Below are 18,583 nucleotides of genomic sequence, written 5' to 3'. Positions count from 1 at the left end.
CTTCGCTCATCAATTAGCTGGAGAACCAGATGCAAGCATTAAAAGGAATCAAGGTTGTCGATCTCAGTCGTGCACTATCGGGGCCGTTCTGCTCGATGACCCTGGCCGACCTCGGCGCCGATGTGATCAAGGTGGAGCAGGGGCCGGGCGGCGACATGAGCCGCACGTGGGGGCCGTTCGATCGTGGCGTCAGCACCTATTACCTGTCCTGCAACCGTAACAAGCGCGGGATCTGCATCGACATGCGCAAGCCGGAAGGCATGAGCGCCTTGCACCGGTTGATCGATAGTGCCGACGTCGTGATCGAGAACTTCAAGCCAGGCACAATCGAGAACATGGGGCTAGGCTACGAGGTCCTGAGCGCCCGTAACCCGCGCCTGGTGATGGGCAGCATCAACGCCTTCGGCGCTGATGGCCCGCTGAGCGATTGGCCCGGTTTCGACCAGATCGCCCAGGGTTATTCCGGCATGATGAGCCTGACCGGCTTTGCCGACGGCGATCCGACCCGCACCGGCACCGCCATCGGCGACATGAGTTCCGGCATGTGGCTGGCTATGGCGGTACTCGCCGCACTGCTTGAGCGTGAACGCACCGGACGCGGCCAGCATGTCGGCAGTTCGTTGCTGTCGAGCCTGGTTGGCCTGCTGAGTGTGCACGGCCAGCGCTACCTGAGCCTGGGCGAAATCCCACAGCGTACCGGCAATGCCCATTCGGTCATCGCGCCGTACGGCGTATTCGAAACCGCAGATGGCCCACTCAACCTGGCGCCGATTACCGCCGACATGTGGCTGCGGCTGTGTCAGTTACTCGATCTGCCGGCGCTGCCGGACGATCCGCGCTTCGCCAGCAACGAAATGCGTGTGGCGCATCGCGATGTACTGAAATCGATACTTGAAGAGCGCCTGAAAACCCGCAGCAAACGGGAATGGAGTGAATTGTTCATCGACGCCGGCTTGCCGGCCGGGCCGATCAATACACTGGCCGAAGTGTTTGACGATCCCCAGGTACGACACTGTCGCCTGGTCGAAACGATTGAGCATCCGACGCTTGGCGCATTGCGGCAGGTGGTTACGCCGGTAGCGCGTTACGGGACGGATGGCGCCACACCAGTTACCCGCAGGCCGCCGCCTGGTCTTGGCGAGCATACGCTGGAGGCGCTGCGTGAAATCGGCTTCGATGACGCCTCGATTGAAGCGTTAGTGGCGGCGAAAGCGGTGTATCAGGGCGCAAAAGAATCACCGGCCCCGCAGCCTGCCGCGGCCGAACAACGTGTGGAGGTAACGCAATGAGCCTGCCTGAAAACGGAACTGCGGTTACGGTCACCGCCCATATCGTCGACGAGCGCATCGGCCAGATCGTGTTCAGCAATCCATCTCGACGCCACGCGCTAAGTGCCGATCTGCTGCACGCGCTGGATGCCCGTCTGGTAGAGCTGGCGGCGCAACGCATTCCGGTTGTGCTGCTCGGCAGCGGAATCGGGCAGGAGGTCTGGAGCGCCGGCCACGATCTCGGCGAGCTGGCGCATGACCGCGATCCGCTGGCCTATGGCAAGCCGCTGGAAAAGGTATTGCGCAGCGTGCGTGCCTATCCCGGCGTTGTCATCGCGATGGTATCGGGATCGGTATGGGGCGGCGCGGTCGACCTAGCGATGAGCTGCGACCTGGTGGTGGCGGACCACAGTGCGCGCTTCGCCATGACGCCGGCCAACATCGGGCTACCATACACTACCAGCGGGCTATTGCGTTTCTTTAACAACCTGCCGATTCACCTGCTCAAGGAGATGTTTTTCTGCGCCAAGCCGCTGGACGCTGAACGTGCTGCCCATTTCGGCATCATCAACCGCCTGGTCGAGCAAGACTTGCTGCAATCGACGGCGCTCGATATGGCGTTTGGTATTGCTGCCAAGGCGCCACTGGCAGTGCAATCGGTGAAGGAGCAACTGCGTATTCTGGAAGACATGCAACCGTTGCCGGTACAGGCGCTGGAGCAAATTGCCGAACTGCGCCGGCAGGCTTGCGCCAGTGAAGATTTCAGTGAGGGGCTGGCTGCTTTCGCCGAACGTCGGCAACCGGTATTTCGAGGCTTTTAAATAGATTTCAGCGAAGGCGGCGGCGCTGATACATTTCCATCAGTGGTGTCGCTGAGATGCCATGCATGACGATCGACATGGTCACCACCGTCAGCACCATGGAACTGACGCGCGGCGCCAGAGCTGACGAATGGAAGCCGGCGGGTGCAAGCCATTGGTATTGCAATGCAAACACCAGGTAATACAGTGAACCGATGCCTTTGATGCCAAACCATGCCATCAAACGTCGCTGTAGCGGCGTGACATCGGCGCCAGTCAATGCGATTGCCACGGAGAGCGGCCGAATCACAAAGAACAGGAGTAGCGCCAACAGCGCGCCGGCCACCGAAAAGCCGATGTGCGACAACAGGATGCCGACCAGGGTTACCATCACGAACTCGGCAAACTGCTCCATCTGCTGATTAAAACTGAGCACGGTTTCTGTCATGTATGCCGATGCCTTGGTCGGATGGGTAGCGACCTCTTTGTTATCGCTTGCAGACATTGTGTTGATCACCGATTTGTTATCGTCCGGGTTCAAATCCTGCTGTCCGCTGTTGGTTGATTCGATGCGCCGCATCGCTAGCCCGGCAGCAAACACTGCTAGAAAGCCGATGCCATGAATCAGCTCCGTCAGGCCATAGGAAAGTGCGATCAAGCCGATCCCAAGGAATTCCTCCATACCCAGCGCCAACTGGAATGTGCGCCGCAGCCCGACCACCAGGCGCCCGACCAGCCAACCCAATAACCAACCGCCGACGAGTCCGGCGATGACGCCCCACGCCACGTGCAACAAGGCATAGGCATCGCTGTAGGTGGCTGCTGCGGGCACGCCGAGCAAGGCCAGCCCGAGCATGACAAACGGAAAGGCGGTGCCGTCATTGATGCCGCCTTCGCCAGTCAGGCTAGTGCGGATAAGGTCGCGGTCGTTGACATTCTTGATTTGTACGTCGGATGCCAGCACCGGGTCGGTCGGCGCCAGGATGCCGCCGAGCAGAATTGCTGCGCCGAGAGGCAAGCCGAAGACAAACGTGCCGGTCAGCGCCACCAGTGGAATCGTGACCAGCATTGCCAATACGCCAAGACGCAGTGGCAAGCGCCAGATGCGGTCACGGAACGGCATGCGCAACTTCAGGCCGACGGTGAACAGCGATAACAGCAACGCCATCTTGGCCAGCGCCGTCAACAGTTCGGCATGCTGGGCGGGAGCGACATTGATGAGACCGCTCACTGCCGGCCCCAGGATGTAACCGACAGGCAGATAGAACATGGCCGGACTGATCGGCAATCGCTCCAGCAAAGACGCCATCAATCCCATCGACAGAAGCAGGGCGCCGACAATCAGGTACCACATGATTGATTTATCGATAGCGACACCTCATAGCAGAAAAATAGGTGGACTCTTGAAGAAGGATTCAGCTTCGCATGCGTAAGGGATCCGATCCGTACGCTATTGCACATAGCGTCTGCTTTGGCTCAGGTCGACCTCCATGAGGTCTACGTCAATGAGCGCAGGATCAAACGATTTTCAGGCGTTCAAACAATACAGTCTTCACCGCATCCAGAACGAAGGTGAAAACCAGCGCGGCAACAAGTAAGCCGGCGATAATGTTGAGCGTCAGCGCTGTCATCATGACACCGTTGAGGGCCAATGTAGTAATGATCGTCAGGTCGACAATCGACGATGCCACCAGCCAGCGGCCCGGGCGGGAACTCCAGAGGTGTTGCCTTTCGCGTGCAACATAAAATACTGCCTGCCCGCCGAAGACCAGGGTAACCACGGTAAAAGTGCGTAAAGCCTCGGTATCAAGATCAAGTACAAATTTTCCGATCAGCAGGCAAGCGACGCAATACAACAGATCGACCATTCCCAGCATGACACCCGCTATGGTCAAATTGCGGATGCGCCAGATATTTGGCTTGGGCGATGGCCGGACATTATCGGTCGATGACGACATCGCTAGAAAATCGCCGGTAATCATCATCAGCACCATCAATGGCGGTGTCAGGATGGCATGTCCGGTGATGATCAGGCCCGCCGCCAGAAACAGTACCTGCACCACTTTATGGATGATTGAGCGGAGTGTATAGGTCAGGATGCGTTGAAACGTCGTGCGTCCTTCCTTGATCAAAGTGACGATGCCACCCAGTCCCGGCTCTGTCAGGACTATCCCGGCTGCGGATTTGGCGACGTCGGTTGCGGTGGAGACGGCGATACCCATTTGCGCCTGGCGCAAAGCCGGCGCATCGTTGGCGCCGTCGCCGCACATGCCAACAATATGCTTCTCCTTCTGCAGCGCTTTGACCAGGCTATATTTATCTTCAGGAAGGACGCCGGCGAAAATTGAGAAGCTATCGGCCTTGATATCGTCTGGCAGAGGTGTCGTCGACCAGGTCGATCCCACAATGCCGACGCTGGCGGCGACGACTTCAGCGGTGGTCTTGGCATCGCCGGTGACCATCACGGTGCGTACTCCTAGCTGTCCCAATTCTGCGATGAGGGCGGCCGATTCGTCGCGGGGAGGATCGCTCAGTGCGAGCAAGCCGGTCATCGTTAACTGGCTTTCCGGGCCGGCAGCAACCGCGAGAACCCGATACCCCTTGGCTTCCAGGTCATCCACGAGCGACGATGCCGAGGCTGGCGTCTCCGACAATCCTGCAATCACGGCAAATGCGCCTTTGATAACCTTGGTAACGCTGCCGTCAGGCTGGCGCAGCGTTGCTTCAGAGCGTTTCACGGCCGGATCAAACGGTACGAATGCCATCAATTTCGCTGCATCCGTTACTGGGGCTGGGCTGCGAGAGGCGGCATCACGGATGGCGACGTCGACCGGGTCCTGGCCGCCGTCCGAGCTCGCCAACGCCGCCAGTGCGAGTACGTGGGCTTCGTCAAATGTGGGCATCGCATGGATCGATATGACTGCGAGCTTGTTAAGTGTCAATGTCCCGGTCTTGTCAGAGCACAGGATATCGATGCCGGCGGCTTCGTCGACTGCCGACAGCCTGGTCGGCAAGACGCCTTGCGAGGCCAGTGCGCGTGCGCCAACCGCTGCCGCCAGGGTAAACATGGATGGCAACGCCACCGGAATCGAGGAAAGGATGGCAACCAGAATGAGCGGGACGATTTCGGTGCCGGGCAGGGGGAGCCACAGCGCATACGCTGCCAACAGGATCGTGACGGCGCCATTGAACAGCACCAGGTTGCGAACCACCTGGAGAACGGTCTTCTGCTGTGAGCTTTCCACTTGGGCCGTGCGGATGAGTTCTGCCGTGCGGCCGAATTTGGTGCGTTCGCCGGTCGCCGTTACCCGCGCCACCGCCTCGCCACGCCGCACCAGTGCGCCGGCATAGGCATCGGCGCCAGCTCCGGCATCGGCCGGAATCGATTCGCCGGTAAGCATCGACTGGTCCAGCAGGATCGATCCTTCAATCAGATGCACATCCGCCGGCACGACCGCACCCAGCGTCAGTTTCACGATATCCCCAGGCACCAGGTCGGATGCCGGCTGCGTACTCCAACTGCCGTCGCGCCGTACGGTTGCATTCAGCGCCAGGCGTGATTTGAGTGCATCCAGGGTCGCCTGGGCGCGTCCCTCCTGATAAAAGCCCAAGGCAGCATTGAACAACAGCAGCAGTGCGACCACCGCCGCCTCGCTGTAGTCGCCCATGCCAAGCTGCAGGAGGATTGCAGCTTCCAGCATCCACGGCACTGGCGCCCACAATTTCTTCAGCGCGCGCCGCACCGGATGCTGCGTGACATCAACAACCGCATTGGCGCCACCCTCATTGAGTAGTTGGTGCGCCTGGCTGGTCGTCAGCCCGATTGTTGCGTCAACCACAAGCCCCTCCTGGGATTAACTATGCGGAATTGCCTGTTCAAGATAGCTGCATGCAAGATCGAAGATTATCTAGCCGGACGCCGTTGGTCTGTGCGTTGCCGAACAAACCCGGGAGCAGGATCAGCCGCTGGATTTTGCGGCTTATTTGCCATTTATTTGCCGAGCGTCGACAGCCTTTTTTCGAGAGTTTGAAGACAGGCAGCGAGGTGGCGGGAAATATGCCCCCGTCGTGACCGGCCAGAGTACAATTTGAGCGCGCAACGATCCTTTCGTCAAACACTCTCGTTATAGCCTCATTCCATGATCAGACATTTCGACAAAGGCCGGCTAGTACAGGCCGCCCACGCCTTCCAAAACAACGGAAAGATAGAAAGAGCGCGGCGGATGTTTCAACGAATTAACGAAATGTTTCCCGGCGATTTCGACACGATCGGGCAGGAGCTGGTGGCTTCACTGCGGGTATGCAATTGGCAGCGCTACGATTTTCTGCAGTGCGCCTTGCGCGACAATTTCAGGCATAAGGGCGGCTTCCTGATTGGCGAGCCGGTCCTGGCATCTCCCTATTTCAACGCCGCCGACCTGCTGGAGATCAGCCGGCGCCACGCAAAAAATTTCTCGATTCGCCAAGATTCGCCTGCCTCGACAAGGCCGCGGCGCGCGATCGCCTCCGGTGACAAGTTGCGGATCGGTTTCCTGGGATCGGATTTTTATAACCAGGCGACCACGCACCTGATGGTCGGCCTGATCGAAGAGCATGATCGGAGCCGTTTCGAGTACGTCGCCTACGATACCGGATCGACGGCCGACGATCCGATGCGGCAACGCATCATCAAGGCTTTCGATAGCTTCCATCAAGTCGCGCACCTGGACAACGCCGGTATCGCCGAGATGATCGAAAACGATGCGATCGACATCTTGCTATTCCTCAGAAACCCGAGCGATTCGCGTGTGGGCGTGTTGGCGCTGCGGCCGGCCACCGTGCAGATCGCCTATCTATACAATCCGTCCGGCTTCGGCGCGCCGCTGGTCGATTTCCTGATCGCTGATCCGGTTGTCGTGCCGCCCGAGCTCGAATGCAACTACTCCGAAAAGATAGCCAGGCTGCCATTCTCGTACCAGCCCAACGACCTGCGGCGGCCACTTCCTCAGCCTTGTTCGCGGGAGGAATTCGGTCTGCCGGCAGACAAGTTCGTGCTCGCCAATCTCGGTTCGACATTCAAGATCACACCGCCGATGTTCGATGCCTGGTGCGATATATTGCGACGTCATCCCGATAGCGTTCTATGGCTGCTGGATCTGCCCACCTCGGGGGCCGAGAACTTGCGGCTGGAAGCGTCGCTCAGGGGAGTGGATCCGGCCCGGCTGTTTTTTTCGCCGACCGAGGCGATCGGCCGCCATATCACGCGGCTTGCCTGCGCCGACCTGATGCTGGACACCCATCCCTACGGTGGCCATACCGGCAGTAGCGATGCGCTGTGGGCGGGTCTGCCCGTCTTGACCCTGATGGGAGAAACGTACGCATCGCGGGTGGCTGCGTCATTGCTGAATGCCGTCGGGCTGTCTTGCCTGATCGCGAAAACCAACGAGGACTATGTCGCCATCGCCGGCCGCATGATAGAAGATCGGCGCACCCTGGAGGCGTATCGAACGCACTTGCGCAGCCGGCGCGAGAGCCTGCCGCTATTCGATATCCACAGTTACGCCCGCGATTTTGAACAGATGCTGATGCAGGTGTGGCAGTGAGCTGAATTCAGTCCGTGCTGAGCAGGCCGAGCCGTTCATGCCAGTCGTGTAGGGATTCGAGCGGAAATTGGGCGAACTGCTTGTCTTTTCGGCCGGCCTTGACTTCCACCCACGGCGCTTTGTAGGCCAGCAAGAGATGGGTATATTCAGGCGGGACCGGCAGCGGCGTATCGATCGCCGAGGCAAATGGATGGACCAGTTCCGGCCATTCCGGACTGTAAAGCCATAGCGCGCTGCCGCAGCGCCGGCAAAAATGCCGTTGCGCCGTGCTGGTGTGGGAGCGTCGCTCTCCCTTGCGTTTGAGTTTGGCGTGGTAGATGCTGATGTCGTCCCAACCCGTGACCTTCAAGGTCCTGGCATCACCGCCGATATTCACTGCGTATCCGCCGCCGCCCTGGGTCTTGCGGCAAATCGAGCAATAGCAGCGCTGATAAGGGTAGGGCGTGCTGCTTTCCAGGCTGAAGTGAACTGTGCCGCAATGACAGGAGCCTTTGAGTTTCATGGTTTCCTCGTAATCGATAAATCAGGTCGACAAATTCGCGTCGTATCCCAGTGCATTGCTCGCGTGGTGGAGTCCTTTAACCCTGGGGGACGGCCACGAAGAATTTCATACTCATTGCTCTGCCAAAGGATCGGTGAAATCATTTTAGGCTATTTGGGCTATTGAAGTCGCGGCAATCATCGCCGAATTCGGACAGGCGACACGCCGTGCGTTGGAGGCCGGCTGCGATCGCGTCAGCATCAAGATTTGTCCGGAAATGGGTTTTAACGATTTACAAGATGCCGCGCCGATTGAAACCTTTACGTATCTGGTGAAGCAACTGTCGCCGTCGGGGTTGGCCTATTTGCACGTAGCTACCTCGCGTTCCGCGCACGATTATCATGCTGCGCTGCGGCCACTGTTTTCCGGCACGTATCTGTTGGGTGGCGGGCTGACCAGGGAATCGGCCGAACAACGGATAGCACTGGGCCAAGCCGATGCGGCGGTTTTTGGTAGTGCATTCCTGGCCAACCCTGACTTGCCGCAACGTCTTCTTGCCGACGCGCCGCTCAACAAACCAAATCCCAGACGGTTACATCGACTACCCAACGCTTGCAGAAAGCAACTAGAACCGGGCCTTGCGCGCGCATGTCTATGGCGAGAAAGAGCATTGCAGCAAGGTACATTGCCGACGAGTGTTGTCATGCATATTCCTTGGTGTAAGGCGGCAAAATCCAGCCAGGGATCCTAATTGATGGACAGTGTGTAGTAATCGCTTTCCAGACCGGAGTTGGTCGTAATCGCGGTGATGGTTGCCGATGGGTTGGTGAACCTCGTCGTGGTAGTTGTCACGCCATTGATCACTGCATAGACATAGAAGGTGTCGCTAATATCAAGGGTTTGAACCATGAACCCGTCCACCACGACAATCTTCTGTAGCGGAACTCCATTTTTAGAGATTGTGAACGTGACGGTACCCAGGCAGGTTTTCTGGAATTCCAAAGCATCCGGCGTATTACTTGGCAGCGTCTGCACGTTGAATTCGCGGGTGCCTTGCGTAGGAACCTGGAGCACTTGGGCAAGAAAGCCCATACTGCCGTGAATCTCTTGCGGCGCCGAGGTATAGCTATTGCCATCGATAAAAGCAGTGGCGGCGACCGTAAAGATTTCATTGGTCGGGACCGTTATCTGGGCGTTTGGCTCAATGCCCGGGATGCGAGCAATGATCTGCTGGCCTTTTTTGACAACATACTGGACGATGTAATTGGTGTTGTTGCGCAACGTAATGCTGCTCATTTGACGCTCCTTGAGATTGGTGGTCCGACGGGGCTGAATTTTTACTTTCCTGGAAGGCGATATAAGTATCATTGCTATAACAGCAAGGCAACGGAAGCGGAGGCAGTCAACTTTGCATCAATAAGAGTAAAGTTGGATTCCGGCATCTGTTTGCATTAAAGCACGAATGTGTCCGAAATGGGGTTATATGAATGGCTATGGAAGTTGGCGTTACTTTACTTCTGCGCCGGGTCGGACCGCATCGGACTACTGACGTGAAGCTAACGCATTGAAATAAATGAACTAATGCAAGCCGCAGAATACCGGCCGTGCGCTGGGAGCAGCGGTAGACGGCATGCTGGCTGAAGAAGTCGTATTGCATGAGGGAGCCTGGGTGGCAATTCCACCACACCTGGACTATATCCAGGCGGCGGCGATACCCTGTGCCGGCGTCACCGCATGGAATTCCCTGTTCGTCGAAGGTGGCCTCAAGGCTGACGACGGCGTGCTGTTACTGGGCACCGGCGGCGTATCGATCTGGGCTTTGCAACTGGCCAAAGCGGCCGGCTCGCGCACCCTCATTACCTCATCCAGCGACGACAAGCTGGAGCGTGCCCGCGCCCTCGGCACCAGCGCGACCATTCGAGGTAAGGTCCTAGCATGTGAATCAGGCAGCGGCTGTCCCGCTTGTCTTTGGGACAGCCGCCACCTGATTAGTCAAATTTCACCAGATTCAGTATCGTCAGCGGACCCTCGGGGAACTGGACTGCACGCCCTTCATTGACGCCGCCCAGGTCGACCGGCGCAAATCCGAGGCGTGCGATCAGATCGCTTACTGTCTGCTTGGCATCGGCATCTGGTCCCGACAAGAACAAGACGCGGCGACCGCCGTTGGCTTGCGGATCTGCATCCAGCACGGCCGCTGGCAGGTGGTTGAAGGCTTTGACGACGCGAGCGCCTGGCGCCAACTCTGCGACTGCTTCGCTTGAGGTACGACCTCCCAGGTTGACGGCCTTGAACGACGGTACTTCAACCGCATTGTTGGTGTCGACTAGGATGCGGCCGTTCCATGGACCCAGGTCTTTCAGCGCCGCTGGGATGCGGTCCCAGTTCACGGCGACGAATACTACATCTGCCTGGACTGCTTCCTTCGCGCTGACGGCTTTGATGTGCGGACCAAGTTCGTTAGTCAAGGCTGTCAGCGATTGCGGGCCGCGGCTGTTGGCGATGGAAGCCTGGATGCCGTTGCGGGCAAGTATGCGGGCGATAGTTGAGCCGATGGCGCCGGCGCCAATAATTGCGATGTTCATGATGTTTCCTTTGGATGAGATTGAAAAGTTGTCTTGCTGAGTTGAATCTTAGGCGCCTACGGCTTATAGTGTTAGTAGAATCAAGCTATAATCAGTTTCAAGTATTGCTTGAAGATCAAACCATGGAAACTCTTGCCAATCTGGAATCCTTCGTGCGTAGCGCCGAGACCGGCAGCTTTTCGGCGGCGGCGCGTCGGCTGGCGCTGACGCCGGCAGCAGTCAGCCGCAACGTCGCACAGCTGGAGCGCAACCTCGGTGTGCGGCTGTTCCAGCGCAGCACGCGCGGCTTGACTTTGAGTGAGGCTGGCGAGCGTTTCCTGCAAACAGTGCAGGGCGGTCTCGATAGTATTCAGAGCGCAATTGCTGATATCACGGTCAATGCCGGGCAGCCCGCCGGGGTACTGAAGCTGAGCGCGCCGCCGGGTTTTGGAGTGGATTACCTGTTGCCGCTCATGCCGGCCTTTCTCGCACGTTACCCGGCAGTGACACCGGACTGGTACTTTGATAACCGTCCGCTGGACCTGATCGCCGGCGGTTTCGACGCGGCCATCGGCGGTGGTTTTGATCTGCCGCCAGGCATGGTGGCGCGTGAGCTGGGAAGAATGCATTTGATTGCGGTCGCGTCGCCAGAGTTTATGCGCGGAAAACGCTATCCCGAGGATCCGGCCGGACTGGCAGAGCTCCCCGCCATCGTAATGCGTTCACCGTTGAGCGGCCGACCGCGCACCTACGTCATGCGTAATAGCGCAGGCGCTGAAATGGCGGTGGTGCAGAAGCCGGTAATGACTGTCAGCGGTCCAGATGCAATCTTTCCCTCTACCTTGTTGGGTCTAGGCGTCGGTTTGATTGCCGTGCCACATGCGCTGCCGCATCTGGAAAGTGGCGCACTGGAGCGCTTGCTTCCGGACTGGTATAGCGACATTGGGCCAATTTCACTGTATTTCGCCAGCCAGAAACTGCTGCCCGCCAAGACGCGGGCTTTTGTCGATTTTGTCACTGAGGCGTTCCGCACGCAGAACCTGGCGCAGGTCCTCTCTATCAGGAACCAGGCCAGGCGAGCGCAATAGCAATTTAGATGCGGCAGCGGTATCTATGCGGTCAGTCTCGCAGTCCCGGGCGTGTTTTTGTGGCGGCTTGCCGCGCTGAGGCGGTGATTGATAAGTGTCGTAGCTACCTTCCCTGGCAGGTTAGCGTTCCAGTGGCCGCGATATATGCAGTCTGTCACTCGTACTTAATAGTAGCGACGGCGGGGAGCATGGATTCAATCCGGAGCTGAGCGAACGGATCGGCGCCCTCAACGTAGCGCAGGGCGCTTTGTACGCTTTTCCAACCGACATACTCCATGAGTGTTTTTAAATCCCATCCATTTCCGGTGGCCCAATTGGCAAACCCGCGTCGCAACGAATGTCCGCTATAGAGGGCGGCAGATTCGATGCCGGCCTGTGTCAATATTTCTCTCAGCAAGGGCACCAGGCTATCGATATGTAGCCCCGCATTGCCTACATGGCCCCAGCGATCTATCGCCCGAAATACCGGTCCGTCTTCCAGTGCGGCCATCTCGACCCAGGAAATGTACGCGGTGACAGGGCAAAGCTGGGATAACGCCGGGGCCTTGAAGGTGACGCCTTTCATTTGCCGGTCGCCCTTTGAGCGCGGCAAAAAGCAGGACATGCCTTCGCCAGGCGCGACCTGAATATATTCGACTTGAAGACGGGTGATCTCATCTCCGCGAAACCCGCGCCAGAAAGCCAGCAGCAGCAAAGCGCGATTACGCGTATATCGCAATTCGGCGGCGCGATCACGCGCTGCCTGGGCAACGGCAATGGCTTGGCCAAGCCAGCGATCTACTTGCTGCAACTGTTCCAGTTGAAATGGTTTGGCGCGTTTTTCCTGGGCTGGATGTTCCGCCTGAATGCCGCGAAAAACCTTGCGCACCAGCGGCGCCCGGGTCGGATCGGGGAATCCTTGCTCAAGATGCCACTGCGCCAGCGCCGCCAATCGTTGACGCAGCGTGTTGAGGGACAGCGTTTCGGCATGGTCTGCCAGATAGCGGGCGATATTGTCAGCGGTCGCCGGCAGGAAGCCGCCCCATTCAACCTCGTAATGCCGCACGGCCGATTGATAACTGATGCGCGTGTTGTCGCGGGTGCCGGCGTGGAGGTAATGATCGACTTTGTTCATGGCATTCCTGCAGATGAGCCTGTTTTTTCGCCAAAAGGGATTTTTCCAGAATCGCGCTTTTTCGATCCAAAACGGCGTGTGTACAGATTTTTGGGAATTTTAAATCAATTTTCAGTCTGGCACAGGATAATCATCCATTATCCTGTATTAATTAGTGATTAATCTATCCTTGAGTTATTCAGTAATTTGGTATGTAATTACATGGTATGTAATACATTACGATATATCGAGGAAAAGATCATGGCGAGAACTGGGCTATATAAATCGGACGTCAAAAGGGCGCGCGACTCCTTGCTGGCCCAGAACACCAATCCGTCAGTTGACGCGGTACGCGTTGCCCTTGGCAATACCGGATCGAAAACCACTATTCACAAGTATCTTAAAGAGTTGGAAGAGGAGGGAAATGGCGCTGATGGCCGCAAAGCGTCGATCAGTGAAGCGCTTCAGGATCTGGTGGCGCGCCTTTCTACCCAACTGCAGGATGAGGCGAGCGCCCGTATCGATACCTTCCAATTGCAAAGCGCCGACAAGGAGCGCCAGCATGCGGAAGTGCTGACGGCTCTGCACAAGCAAATCGAATCGCTCAATCAACGATTGCAGCACGCTGACACCGAGATGCAGCAAGAATCGGCCGCACATGAGCAAGTGCGTGAAGCGCTGCAGAACGAGGCTGTCGCGCGCCATACGGCAGAACAGCAAGTCGAAAATTTGAGGGAGCGCCTGGCCGAAAACGATGCGCATCGTCAGTCAATCGAAGAAAAGCATCTGCATGCGCGGGAAGCGCTTGAGCACTACCGGCAATCCGTCAAGGAGCAGCGTGACCAGGAACAGCGGCGGCATGAGCAGCAGGTCCAGCAGCTACAGGCGGAAATACGCCAATTGCAGCAAGGTATGCTCGTCAAGCAGGACGACATTACGCGACTGAATCAGGAGGGGGCAAGGCTGGCCGCGGATCTGTCGCATGTACACAAAGCGCTTTACGATCAACAATCCAGTCATCGGCAGCTGGAACAAAAAATCGAAGCGCTGCAGGTGGTCGAGCAGCATGGCAAGACGCTTGCGGCGCAACTGGCAGACAAGGTAACCCAAATGCAGGCACTGCAGAGCCAATTAAACGATGCAGCGGCCAAAGTGGATGTTTCAGCGGGGCAGGTACGCGATCTTGAATTGGCGCTGGCGGCGGCCAACGCAAAATCCGCGTCTCAACAGGATGTCGTGACGGAACTGCGTGCCTACTTGGAGACCAGGGACAGACCGGCTTCAGGCACGGGAAAATAGCAAACTGCAAGAAAGCGATCCGCCTTCATGTGGCGCCGCTTTCTCCACAAGCATCCTCAACGCCTCAATGACTTCAAAAATGGAAATCGGGTCCCAGTGAAGACTTATTGATGCGATTATGCAGTCGATGGTGAGCACACGTAGCGAAGTCAAGGCGCATATCATCTCGAAAGAGGGCTCGGCCTTGTTTGAACCTCATTTCTTATGTTTTGAGGAATGTTGTCGCAATATCATTTCTTCTCTGATAAACGCGCATAAATGATGAATCAGTACACCCACACCGTTGGCGGCAAGACTTACGGCTTTCGCGATCTGAAAGATCTGATGGCCAAGGCGACGCCAGCGCGTTCCGGCGATATCCTGTCTGGCGTTGCTGCGCACAGTGCGGAGCAGCGCGCAGTGGCGCAAATGACGTTGGCTGAGTTGCCACTGTCTACCTTCCTCAACGAAGCGCTGATTCCTTACGAAGACGACGAGATCACCCGCCTGATCATTGACAGTCACGATACTGCGGCCTTTGCTGCCGTCAGCCATCTGACAGTCGGCGATTTCCGCAACTGGCTGCTGGGCGACAACGTAGATAGTGTGGTGCTGGCCGCATTGGCGCCGGGCATCACCCCGGAAATGGCGGCCGCCGTCTCCAAGATCATGCGCAACCAGGACCTGATTCTGGTTGCGCAGAAGTGCCGCGTGGTGACTGCCTTCCGCAACACCATCGGATTACCGGGGCGTATGTCGACCCGCCTGCAGCCGAACCATCCTACCGACGACGCCAGCGGCATCGCCGCCAGCCTCCTTGACGGTTTGCTGTATGGCAGTGGCGATGCGGTGTTCGGCATCAATCCAGCCACCGACAATGTGCCGCAAGTCATCAATCTGGTGACGATAATGAACGACATCATCGCCCGATACGATATTCCGACCCAGTCTTGCGTATTGACCCACGTCACCAACACCATCGAAGCGATCAATCGTGGTGCTCCGGTTGACTTGGTGTTCCAGTCGATCGGCGGCACCGAGGCCACCAACCGCAGTTTCGGTGTCACCCTGGACCTGTTGGGTGAGGCGCGCAACGCGGCGTTGTCGCTGAAACGCGGCACTGTCGGCGACAACGTAATGTATTTCGAGACGGGCCAGGGCAGTGCGCTGTCCGCCAATGCGCACCACGGCATCGACCAGCAGACCTGTGAAGCGCGGGCCTATGCGGTGGCACGCCAGTTCAAGCCGTTGCTGGTGAATACCGTGGTCGGGTTCATTGGCCCCGAATACCTGTACGACGGCAAGCAAATCATCCGCGCCGGCCTGGAAGACCATTTCTGCGCCAAACTGCTCGGCTTGCCGATGGGCTGCGACGTTTGTTACACCAACCATGCCGAGGCCGACCAGAACGACATGGATGTACTGTTGACCTTGCTCGGGGTAGCTGGCTGCACTTTTGTGATGGGCATTCCCGGCTCTGATGACATCATGCTGAATTACCAGACCACCTCTTTCCATGATGCGTTGTATGTGCGCCGCACGCTGGGTTTGCGGCCGGCGCCGGAGTTTGAAGCCTGGTTGCACAAAATGCAAATATTCAGCGCCGATGAGCAGTTCCGACTCAGCGAAGCGTTGCCGCCAGCGTTCCGGCAAGCCTTGTTGCACCTTTGAAAGCGTGTAATCAATGAAGCAGAAACCCGTTATCGCCAACCCGTGGCAGGCGTTACGCCAGTTCACTGCCGCCCGCATCGCACTGGGCCGGGCTGGCGTCAGCTTGCCGACCGAGCCACAACTGGCCTTCCAACTGGCGCACGCGAAGGCACGCGATGCGGTCCATCTCGCGCTGGATGTGCCGACCATCTGCGCCGAGTTAGCCACACAGGGGCAGTCCTGCGTCACGCTGCATAGCGCCGCGGTCGACCGCAACACATATTTGCAACGCCCGGATCTGGGGCGTCGTCTGGATGCAGCATCGCGCCAAACGTTGGAGGCGATGCAGTGTTCACAGCGCGAACGGCCCTTTGATATTGCTTTCGTCATTGCCGATGGATTATCCGCGCTGGCCATTACACAGAACGCGCTGCCTTTTCTGCAATTGGTGCTGCCCCAATTGGCTGCACAGGATTGGTCTGTCGCGCCGATCGCGATCGTCCAACAGGGCAGGGTTGCAGTCGGTGACGAAGTGGCCGAGCTGCTTTGCGCCAGGATGGTGGTGGTAATGATTGGAGAACGTCCCGGTTTGAGCTCACCCGACAGCATGGGCCTCTACCTGACCTGGATGCCGCACGTTGGCCTGACCGACGCCAGTCGTAACTGTATCTCCAATGTGCGGCCAGCTGGTTTGCGCTATGAAGACGCGGCCCACAAACTGCATTACTTGCTGACAGAGTCGCGCCGACGCCAGTTATCCGGTGTGGATCTGAAGGATGAAACCGGCACTACGACGGGAAAATTGCATGCTCAGGAACGCAATTTTCTGATCGACGAATATTGAGCCTGGTAGCGCGACTTCAGATTAAATTTAAGCGGCTATACACCGAATCTCTCCGTATTTGTGCAAAAAGCTGCTGATCCCTGTTTCCAGGGGGCGATGTCAGCCCTGTCCGCGTGGCATTTGAATTTATAGTGGACGCTTTGCGCGACCGCAAGTAGCGCCCAATGTAATGATGCCGGCCTAAATCCCATTTAGTTCTGATCGTCAATCGCCGAGCTGGACCGCATGCGTTCGCGCAGTTCAAATTTCTGTATCTTGCCGGTTGAGGTTTTCGGCAGCGGGCCAAAGTAAATCGACCTCGGTGTCTTGAAACCGGGCAGGATATTCCGGCAGAAGGCGATCAGGGTTTCTGCGGTGAGGTTGCTGCCTTCTTTCAGCTCAACGAAAGCGCAGGGCGTTTCACCCCATTTCTGGTCGGGTTGGGCGACTACGGCTGCGGCCAGCACGTCCGGATGACGGTATAGCGCATCTTCGACCTCGACGCTGGAAATGTTCTCGCCGCCGGAAATGATGATGTCCTTGCTGCGATCCTTGAGTTTGATATAGCCATCGCTGCCGATCACGCCGAGGTCGCCGGTATGGAACCAGCCGCCGGCAAAGGCGTCTTGCGTGGCTTTCTGGTTTTTCAGATAGCCTTTCATGCAGATGTTCCCGCGAAACATGATTTCCCCGATTTCCTTGCCGTCGGCGGCGACGGGTTGCATGGTGTCGGGGTCCAGCACCGCAATCCCGCTTTGCAGATGGTAGCGCACACCCTGGTGAGATTTTTTGGCGGCGCGGAGTTCCACCGGCAAGCTGTCCCATCCATCCTGTTCGGCGCAGACTGCGGCCGGTCCGTACACTTCGGTCAGGCCGTAGACATGCACCAGATCGAAGCCCATGGCTTCCATGTTGGCCAAGACTGCCGGCGGTGGCGGGGCGCCGGCAACCATGCCGCGCACTTTGTGTTGTATGCCCTCGCGCCAGTTTTCGGGAGCGTTGGCCAGGGCCGCATGCACAATCGGCGCCGCGCAATAGTGAGTGATGCCATGTTCGCGGATCAGGTCGAGCACCAGTTTCGGCTCGAATTTGCGCAAGCAGACATTGATACCGGCGCGTGCGGCGATGGTCCAGGGGAAGCACCAGCCATTGCAATGGAACATCGGCAGCGTCCAAAGGTAGACCGCGTGCTTGGGCAAGTCCCACTCCAGGATGTTGGAAATCGCATTCAGGGTTGCGCCGCGATGGTGGTACACCACGCCCTTAGGGTCGCCGGTGGTGCCGGATGTGTAATTCAGTGCAATCGCATCCCATTCATCGGCGGGCAATTGCCACTGGAAGTTTGCGTCGCCGCTAGCCAGCAGGCTTTCGTAGTCGGTATTGCCAAAGGCTGGATCGTCCGGCCCGAGGATGTCGTTCACCGCAATCACGCACAGGCCGGGAATCTGTTGCGCCAGCTGGCGCGCGGCGTCGGCAAATTCGCTGTCGGCCAGCAGCACCTTGGCTTCGCCATGGCGCAGCATGAACGCCAGCGAGGGCAGGTCAAGGCGGATATTCAGTGCATTCAGCACAGCTCCGGCCATCGGCACGCCAAAATGCGCTTCCACCATTGCCGGGGTATTCGGCAGCATGACCGCCACCGTATCGCCTTTTTCGACGCCGAGCCGGCGCAAGCCGCTGGCCAGCCAACAGGCGCGCTGATAGGTGTCGCGCCAGTTCTGGCGCAGCGGACCATGCACGATCGCCAGGCGGTTGCCGTATACTTCGGCGGCGCGCGCAATAAAGTCAATTGGGCTCAGTGCGGCAAAATTGGCGGGATTCTTGCCAAGTCCGGAATCGTAGTCGACCGTCATGATATGTGTGTCTCCTGTGGAATATATGTCTTCTCCCGTTTGTTTCGGGATGTGTTTAGTAGCCTACCACTTGCGGCAAGAATGGTTTGTCGTTTCAATGACA

General features: G+C 57.9%; 15 protein-coding genes and 1 pseudogene. 9 read left to right on the top strand and 7 right to left on the bottom strand.

Features of this window, described 5'->3' with window-relative positions:
- The first annotated feature begins 29 nt into the window (after positions 1-29).
- A complete protein-coding gene (locus ACIPF8_RS23300) occupies positions 30-1,289 on the top strand; it encodes a CaiB/BaiF CoA transferase family protein (RefSeq protein WP_400425944.1) in 1,260 nt (419 codons plus the stop codon).
- Complete coding sequence (gene scpB / locus ACIPF8_RS23295; protein ID WP_400425942.1) at positions 1,286-2,089, top strand: methylmalonyl-CoA decarboxylase; 804 nt, start codon at positions 1,286-1,288, stop codon at positions 2,087-2,089. Before ACIPF8_RS23300 ends, scpB begins: the two co-directional genes overlap by 4 nt.
- A gap of 7 nt (positions 2,090-2,096) precedes the next feature.
- On the opposite strand, the gene ACIPF8_RS23290 is transcribed toward scpB, so the two are convergent.
- Together ACIPF8_RS23290 and ACIPF8_RS23285 are read right to left on the bottom strand one after the other, a co-directional pair.
- Positions 2,097-3,422, bottom strand: coding sequence for a cation:proton antiporter (locus ACIPF8_RS23290; RefSeq protein ID WP_400425940.1), 1,326 nt, complete (start codon positions 3,420-3,422; stop codon positions 2,097-2,099).
- A gap of 163 nt (positions 3,423-3,585) precedes the next feature.
- Positions 3,586-5,907: an HAD-IC family P-type ATPase gene (locus ACIPF8_RS23285; RefSeq protein ID WP_400425938.1), complete on the bottom strand. Its 2,322-nt coding sequence runs from the start codon at positions 5,905-5,907 to the stop codon at positions 3,586-3,588.
- A gap of 384 nt (positions 5,908-6,291) precedes the next feature.
- On the opposite strand from ACIPF8_RS23285, the gene ACIPF8_RS23280 reads away from it, so the two are divergent.
- Positions 6,292-7,650: a hypothetical protein gene (locus ACIPF8_RS23280; protein ID WP_400425936.1), complete on the top strand. Its 1,359-nt coding sequence runs from the start codon at positions 6,292-6,294 to the stop codon at positions 7,648-7,650.
- Between the two features lie 7 nt (positions 7,651-7,657).
- On the opposite strand, the gene ACIPF8_RS23275 is transcribed toward ACIPF8_RS23280, so the two are convergent.
- On the bottom strand, positions 7,658-8,152 hold the full coding sequence (locus tag ACIPF8_RS23275) for a GFA family protein (RefSeq protein WP_400425934.1): 495 nt from the start codon (positions 8,150-8,152) through the stop codon (positions 7,658-7,660).
- A gap of 256 nt (positions 8,153-8,408) precedes the next feature.
- On the opposite strand from ACIPF8_RS23275, the gene ACIPF8_RS23270 reads away from it, so the two are divergent.
- Positions 8,409-8,882 carry a hypothetical protein gene (locus ACIPF8_RS23270; protein WP_400425932.1) on the top strand — a complete coding sequence of 158 codons (474 nt, stop codon included), beginning with the start codon at positions 8,409-8,411 and terminating at the stop codon, positions 8,880-8,882.
- Here the strand turns inward: ACIPF8_RS23270 and ACIPF8_RS23265 are convergent.
- Entirely contained in the window at positions 8,879-9,427 is a 549-nt protein-coding gene (locus ACIPF8_RS23265) for a hypothetical protein (RefSeq protein WP_400425930.1), read from the bottom strand. The genes ACIPF8_RS23270 and ACIPF8_RS23265 overlap by 4 nt on opposite strands.
- 316 nt (positions 9,428-9,743) lie before the next feature.
- On the opposite strand from ACIPF8_RS23265, the pseudogene ACIPF8_RS23260 reads away from it, so the two are divergent.
- Positions 9,744-10,049, top strand: a pseudogene (locus ACIPF8_RS23260) (NAD(P)-dependent alcohol dehydrogenase); the annotation flags it as partial.
- 70 nt (positions 10,050-10,119) lie between these two features.
- On the opposite strand, the gene ACIPF8_RS23255 reads toward ACIPF8_RS23260, so the two are convergent.
- Positions 10,120-10,716 (bottom strand): NADPH-dependent F420 reductase, encoded by a 597-nt coding sequence (locus ACIPF8_RS23255; protein WP_400425929.1) that lies wholly within the window; start codon positions 10,714-10,716, stop codon positions 10,120-10,122.
- A gap of 122 nt (positions 10,717-10,838) precedes the next feature.
- Here ACIPF8_RS23255 and ACIPF8_RS23250 point away from each other — a divergent pair, with 122 nt between their 5' ends.
- Entirely contained in the window at positions 10,839-11,783 is a 945-nt protein-coding gene (locus ACIPF8_RS23250; protein ID WP_400425928.1) for a LysR substrate-binding domain-containing protein, read from the top strand.
- A 154-nt stretch (positions 11,784-11,937) separates the two neighbouring features.
- On the opposite strand, the gene ACIPF8_RS23245 is transcribed toward ACIPF8_RS23250, so the two are convergent.
- On the bottom strand, positions 11,938-12,897 hold the full coding sequence (locus ACIPF8_RS23245) for a site-specific integrase (protein ID WP_400425927.1): 960 nt from the start codon (positions 12,895-12,897) through the stop codon (positions 11,938-11,940).
- A gap of 201 nt (positions 12,898-13,098) precedes the next feature.
- Here ACIPF8_RS23245 and ACIPF8_RS23240 point away from each other — a divergent pair, with 201 nt between their 5' ends.
- The 3 genes from ACIPF8_RS23240 to eutC all read left to right on the top strand — a co-directional run bounded on the left by ACIPF8_RS23240 (position 13,099) and on the right by eutC (position 16,648).
- Positions 13,099-14,175 carry a DNA-binding protein gene (locus tag ACIPF8_RS23240; RefSeq protein WP_400425926.1) on the top strand — a complete coding sequence of 359 codons (1,077 nt, stop codon included), beginning with the start codon at positions 13,099-13,101 and terminating at the stop codon, positions 14,173-14,175.
- Positions 14,176-14,436: 261 nt separating this feature from the next.
- Positions 14,437-15,825 (top strand): ethanolamine ammonia-lyase subunit EutB, encoded by a 1,389-nt coding sequence (locus tag ACIPF8_RS23235; RefSeq protein WP_400425968.1) that lies wholly within the window; start codon positions 14,437-14,439, stop codon positions 15,823-15,825.
- A 13-nt stretch (positions 15,826-15,838) separates the two neighbouring features.
- Positions 15,839-16,648: an ethanolamine ammonia-lyase subunit EutC gene (eutC, locus tag ACIPF8_RS23230; protein WP_400425925.1), complete on the top strand. Its 810-nt coding sequence runs from the start codon at positions 15,839-15,841 to the stop codon at positions 16,646-16,648.
- A gap of 191 nt (positions 16,649-16,839) precedes the next feature.
- Here the strand turns inward: eutC and ACIPF8_RS23225 are convergent, their stop codons facing one another.
- On the bottom strand, positions 16,840-18,480 hold the full coding sequence (locus ACIPF8_RS23225; RefSeq protein ID WP_400425923.1) for an acyl-CoA synthetase: 1,641 nt from the start codon (positions 18,478-18,480) through the stop codon (positions 16,840-16,842).
- Positions 18,481-18,583 lie beyond the last annotated feature (103 nt).

It is taken from the genome of Collimonas sp. NPDC087041 (assembly GCF_044745265.1).
GTDB lineage: Bacteria > Pseudomonadota > Gammaproteobacteria > Burkholderiales > Burkholderiaceae_D > Collimonas.
Note: the sequence above shows the minus strand (reverse complement) of the source record. Positions and strands in the feature narration are given on the sequence as shown.

Coding starts and splice junctions, on each gene's coding strand:
- ACIPF8_RS23300 (WP_400425944.1), top strand. CDS start 30: ATGCAAGCATTAAAAGGAATCAAGGTTGTCGATCTCAGTCGTGCACTA.
- scpB (WP_400425942.1), top strand. CDS start 1,286: ATGAGCCTGCCTGAAAACGGAACTGCGGTTACGGTCACCGCCCATATC.
- ACIPF8_RS23290 (WP_400425940.1), bottom strand. CDS start 3,422: ATGTGGTACCTGATTGTCGGCGCCCTGCTTCTGTCGATGGGATTGATG.
- ACIPF8_RS23280 (WP_400425936.1), top strand. CDS start 6,292: ATGTTTCAACGAATTAACGAAATGTTTCCCGGCGATTTCGACACGATC.
- ACIPF8_RS23275 (WP_400425934.1), bottom strand. CDS start 8,152: ATGAAACTCAAAGGCTCCTGTCATTGCGGCACAGTTCACTTCAGCCTG.
- ACIPF8_RS23270 (WP_400425932.1), top strand. CDS start 8,409: ATGGGTTTTAACGATTTACAAGATGCCGCGCCGATTGAAACCTTTACG.
- ACIPF8_RS23265 (WP_400425930.1), bottom strand. CDS start 9,427: ATGAGCAGCATTACGTTGCGCAACAACACCAATTACATCGTCCAGTAT.
- ACIPF8_RS23255 (WP_400425929.1), bottom strand. CDS start 10,716: ATGAACATCGCAATTATTGGCGCCGGCGCCATCGGCTCAACTATCGCC.
- ACIPF8_RS23250 (WP_400425928.1), top strand. CDS start 10,839: ATGGAAACTCTTGCCAATCTGGAATCCTTCGTGCGTAGCGCCGAGACC.
- ACIPF8_RS23245 (WP_400425927.1), bottom strand. CDS start 12,897: ATGAACAAAGTCGATCATTACCTCCACGCCGGCACCCGCGACAACACG.
- ACIPF8_RS23240 (WP_400425926.1), top strand. CDS start 13,099: ATGGTATGTAATACATTACGATATATCGAGGAAAAGATCATGGCGAGA.
- ACIPF8_RS23235 (WP_400425968.1), top strand. CDS start 14,437: ATGAATCAGTACACCCACACCGTTGGCGGCAAGACTTACGGCTTTCGC.
- eutC (WP_400425925.1), top strand. CDS start 15,839: ATGAAGCAGAAACCCGTTATCGCCAACCCGTGGCAGGCGTTACGCCAG.
- ACIPF8_RS23225 (WP_400425923.1), bottom strand. CDS start 18,480: ATGACGGTCGACTACGATTCCGGACTTGGCAAGAATCCCGCCAATTTT.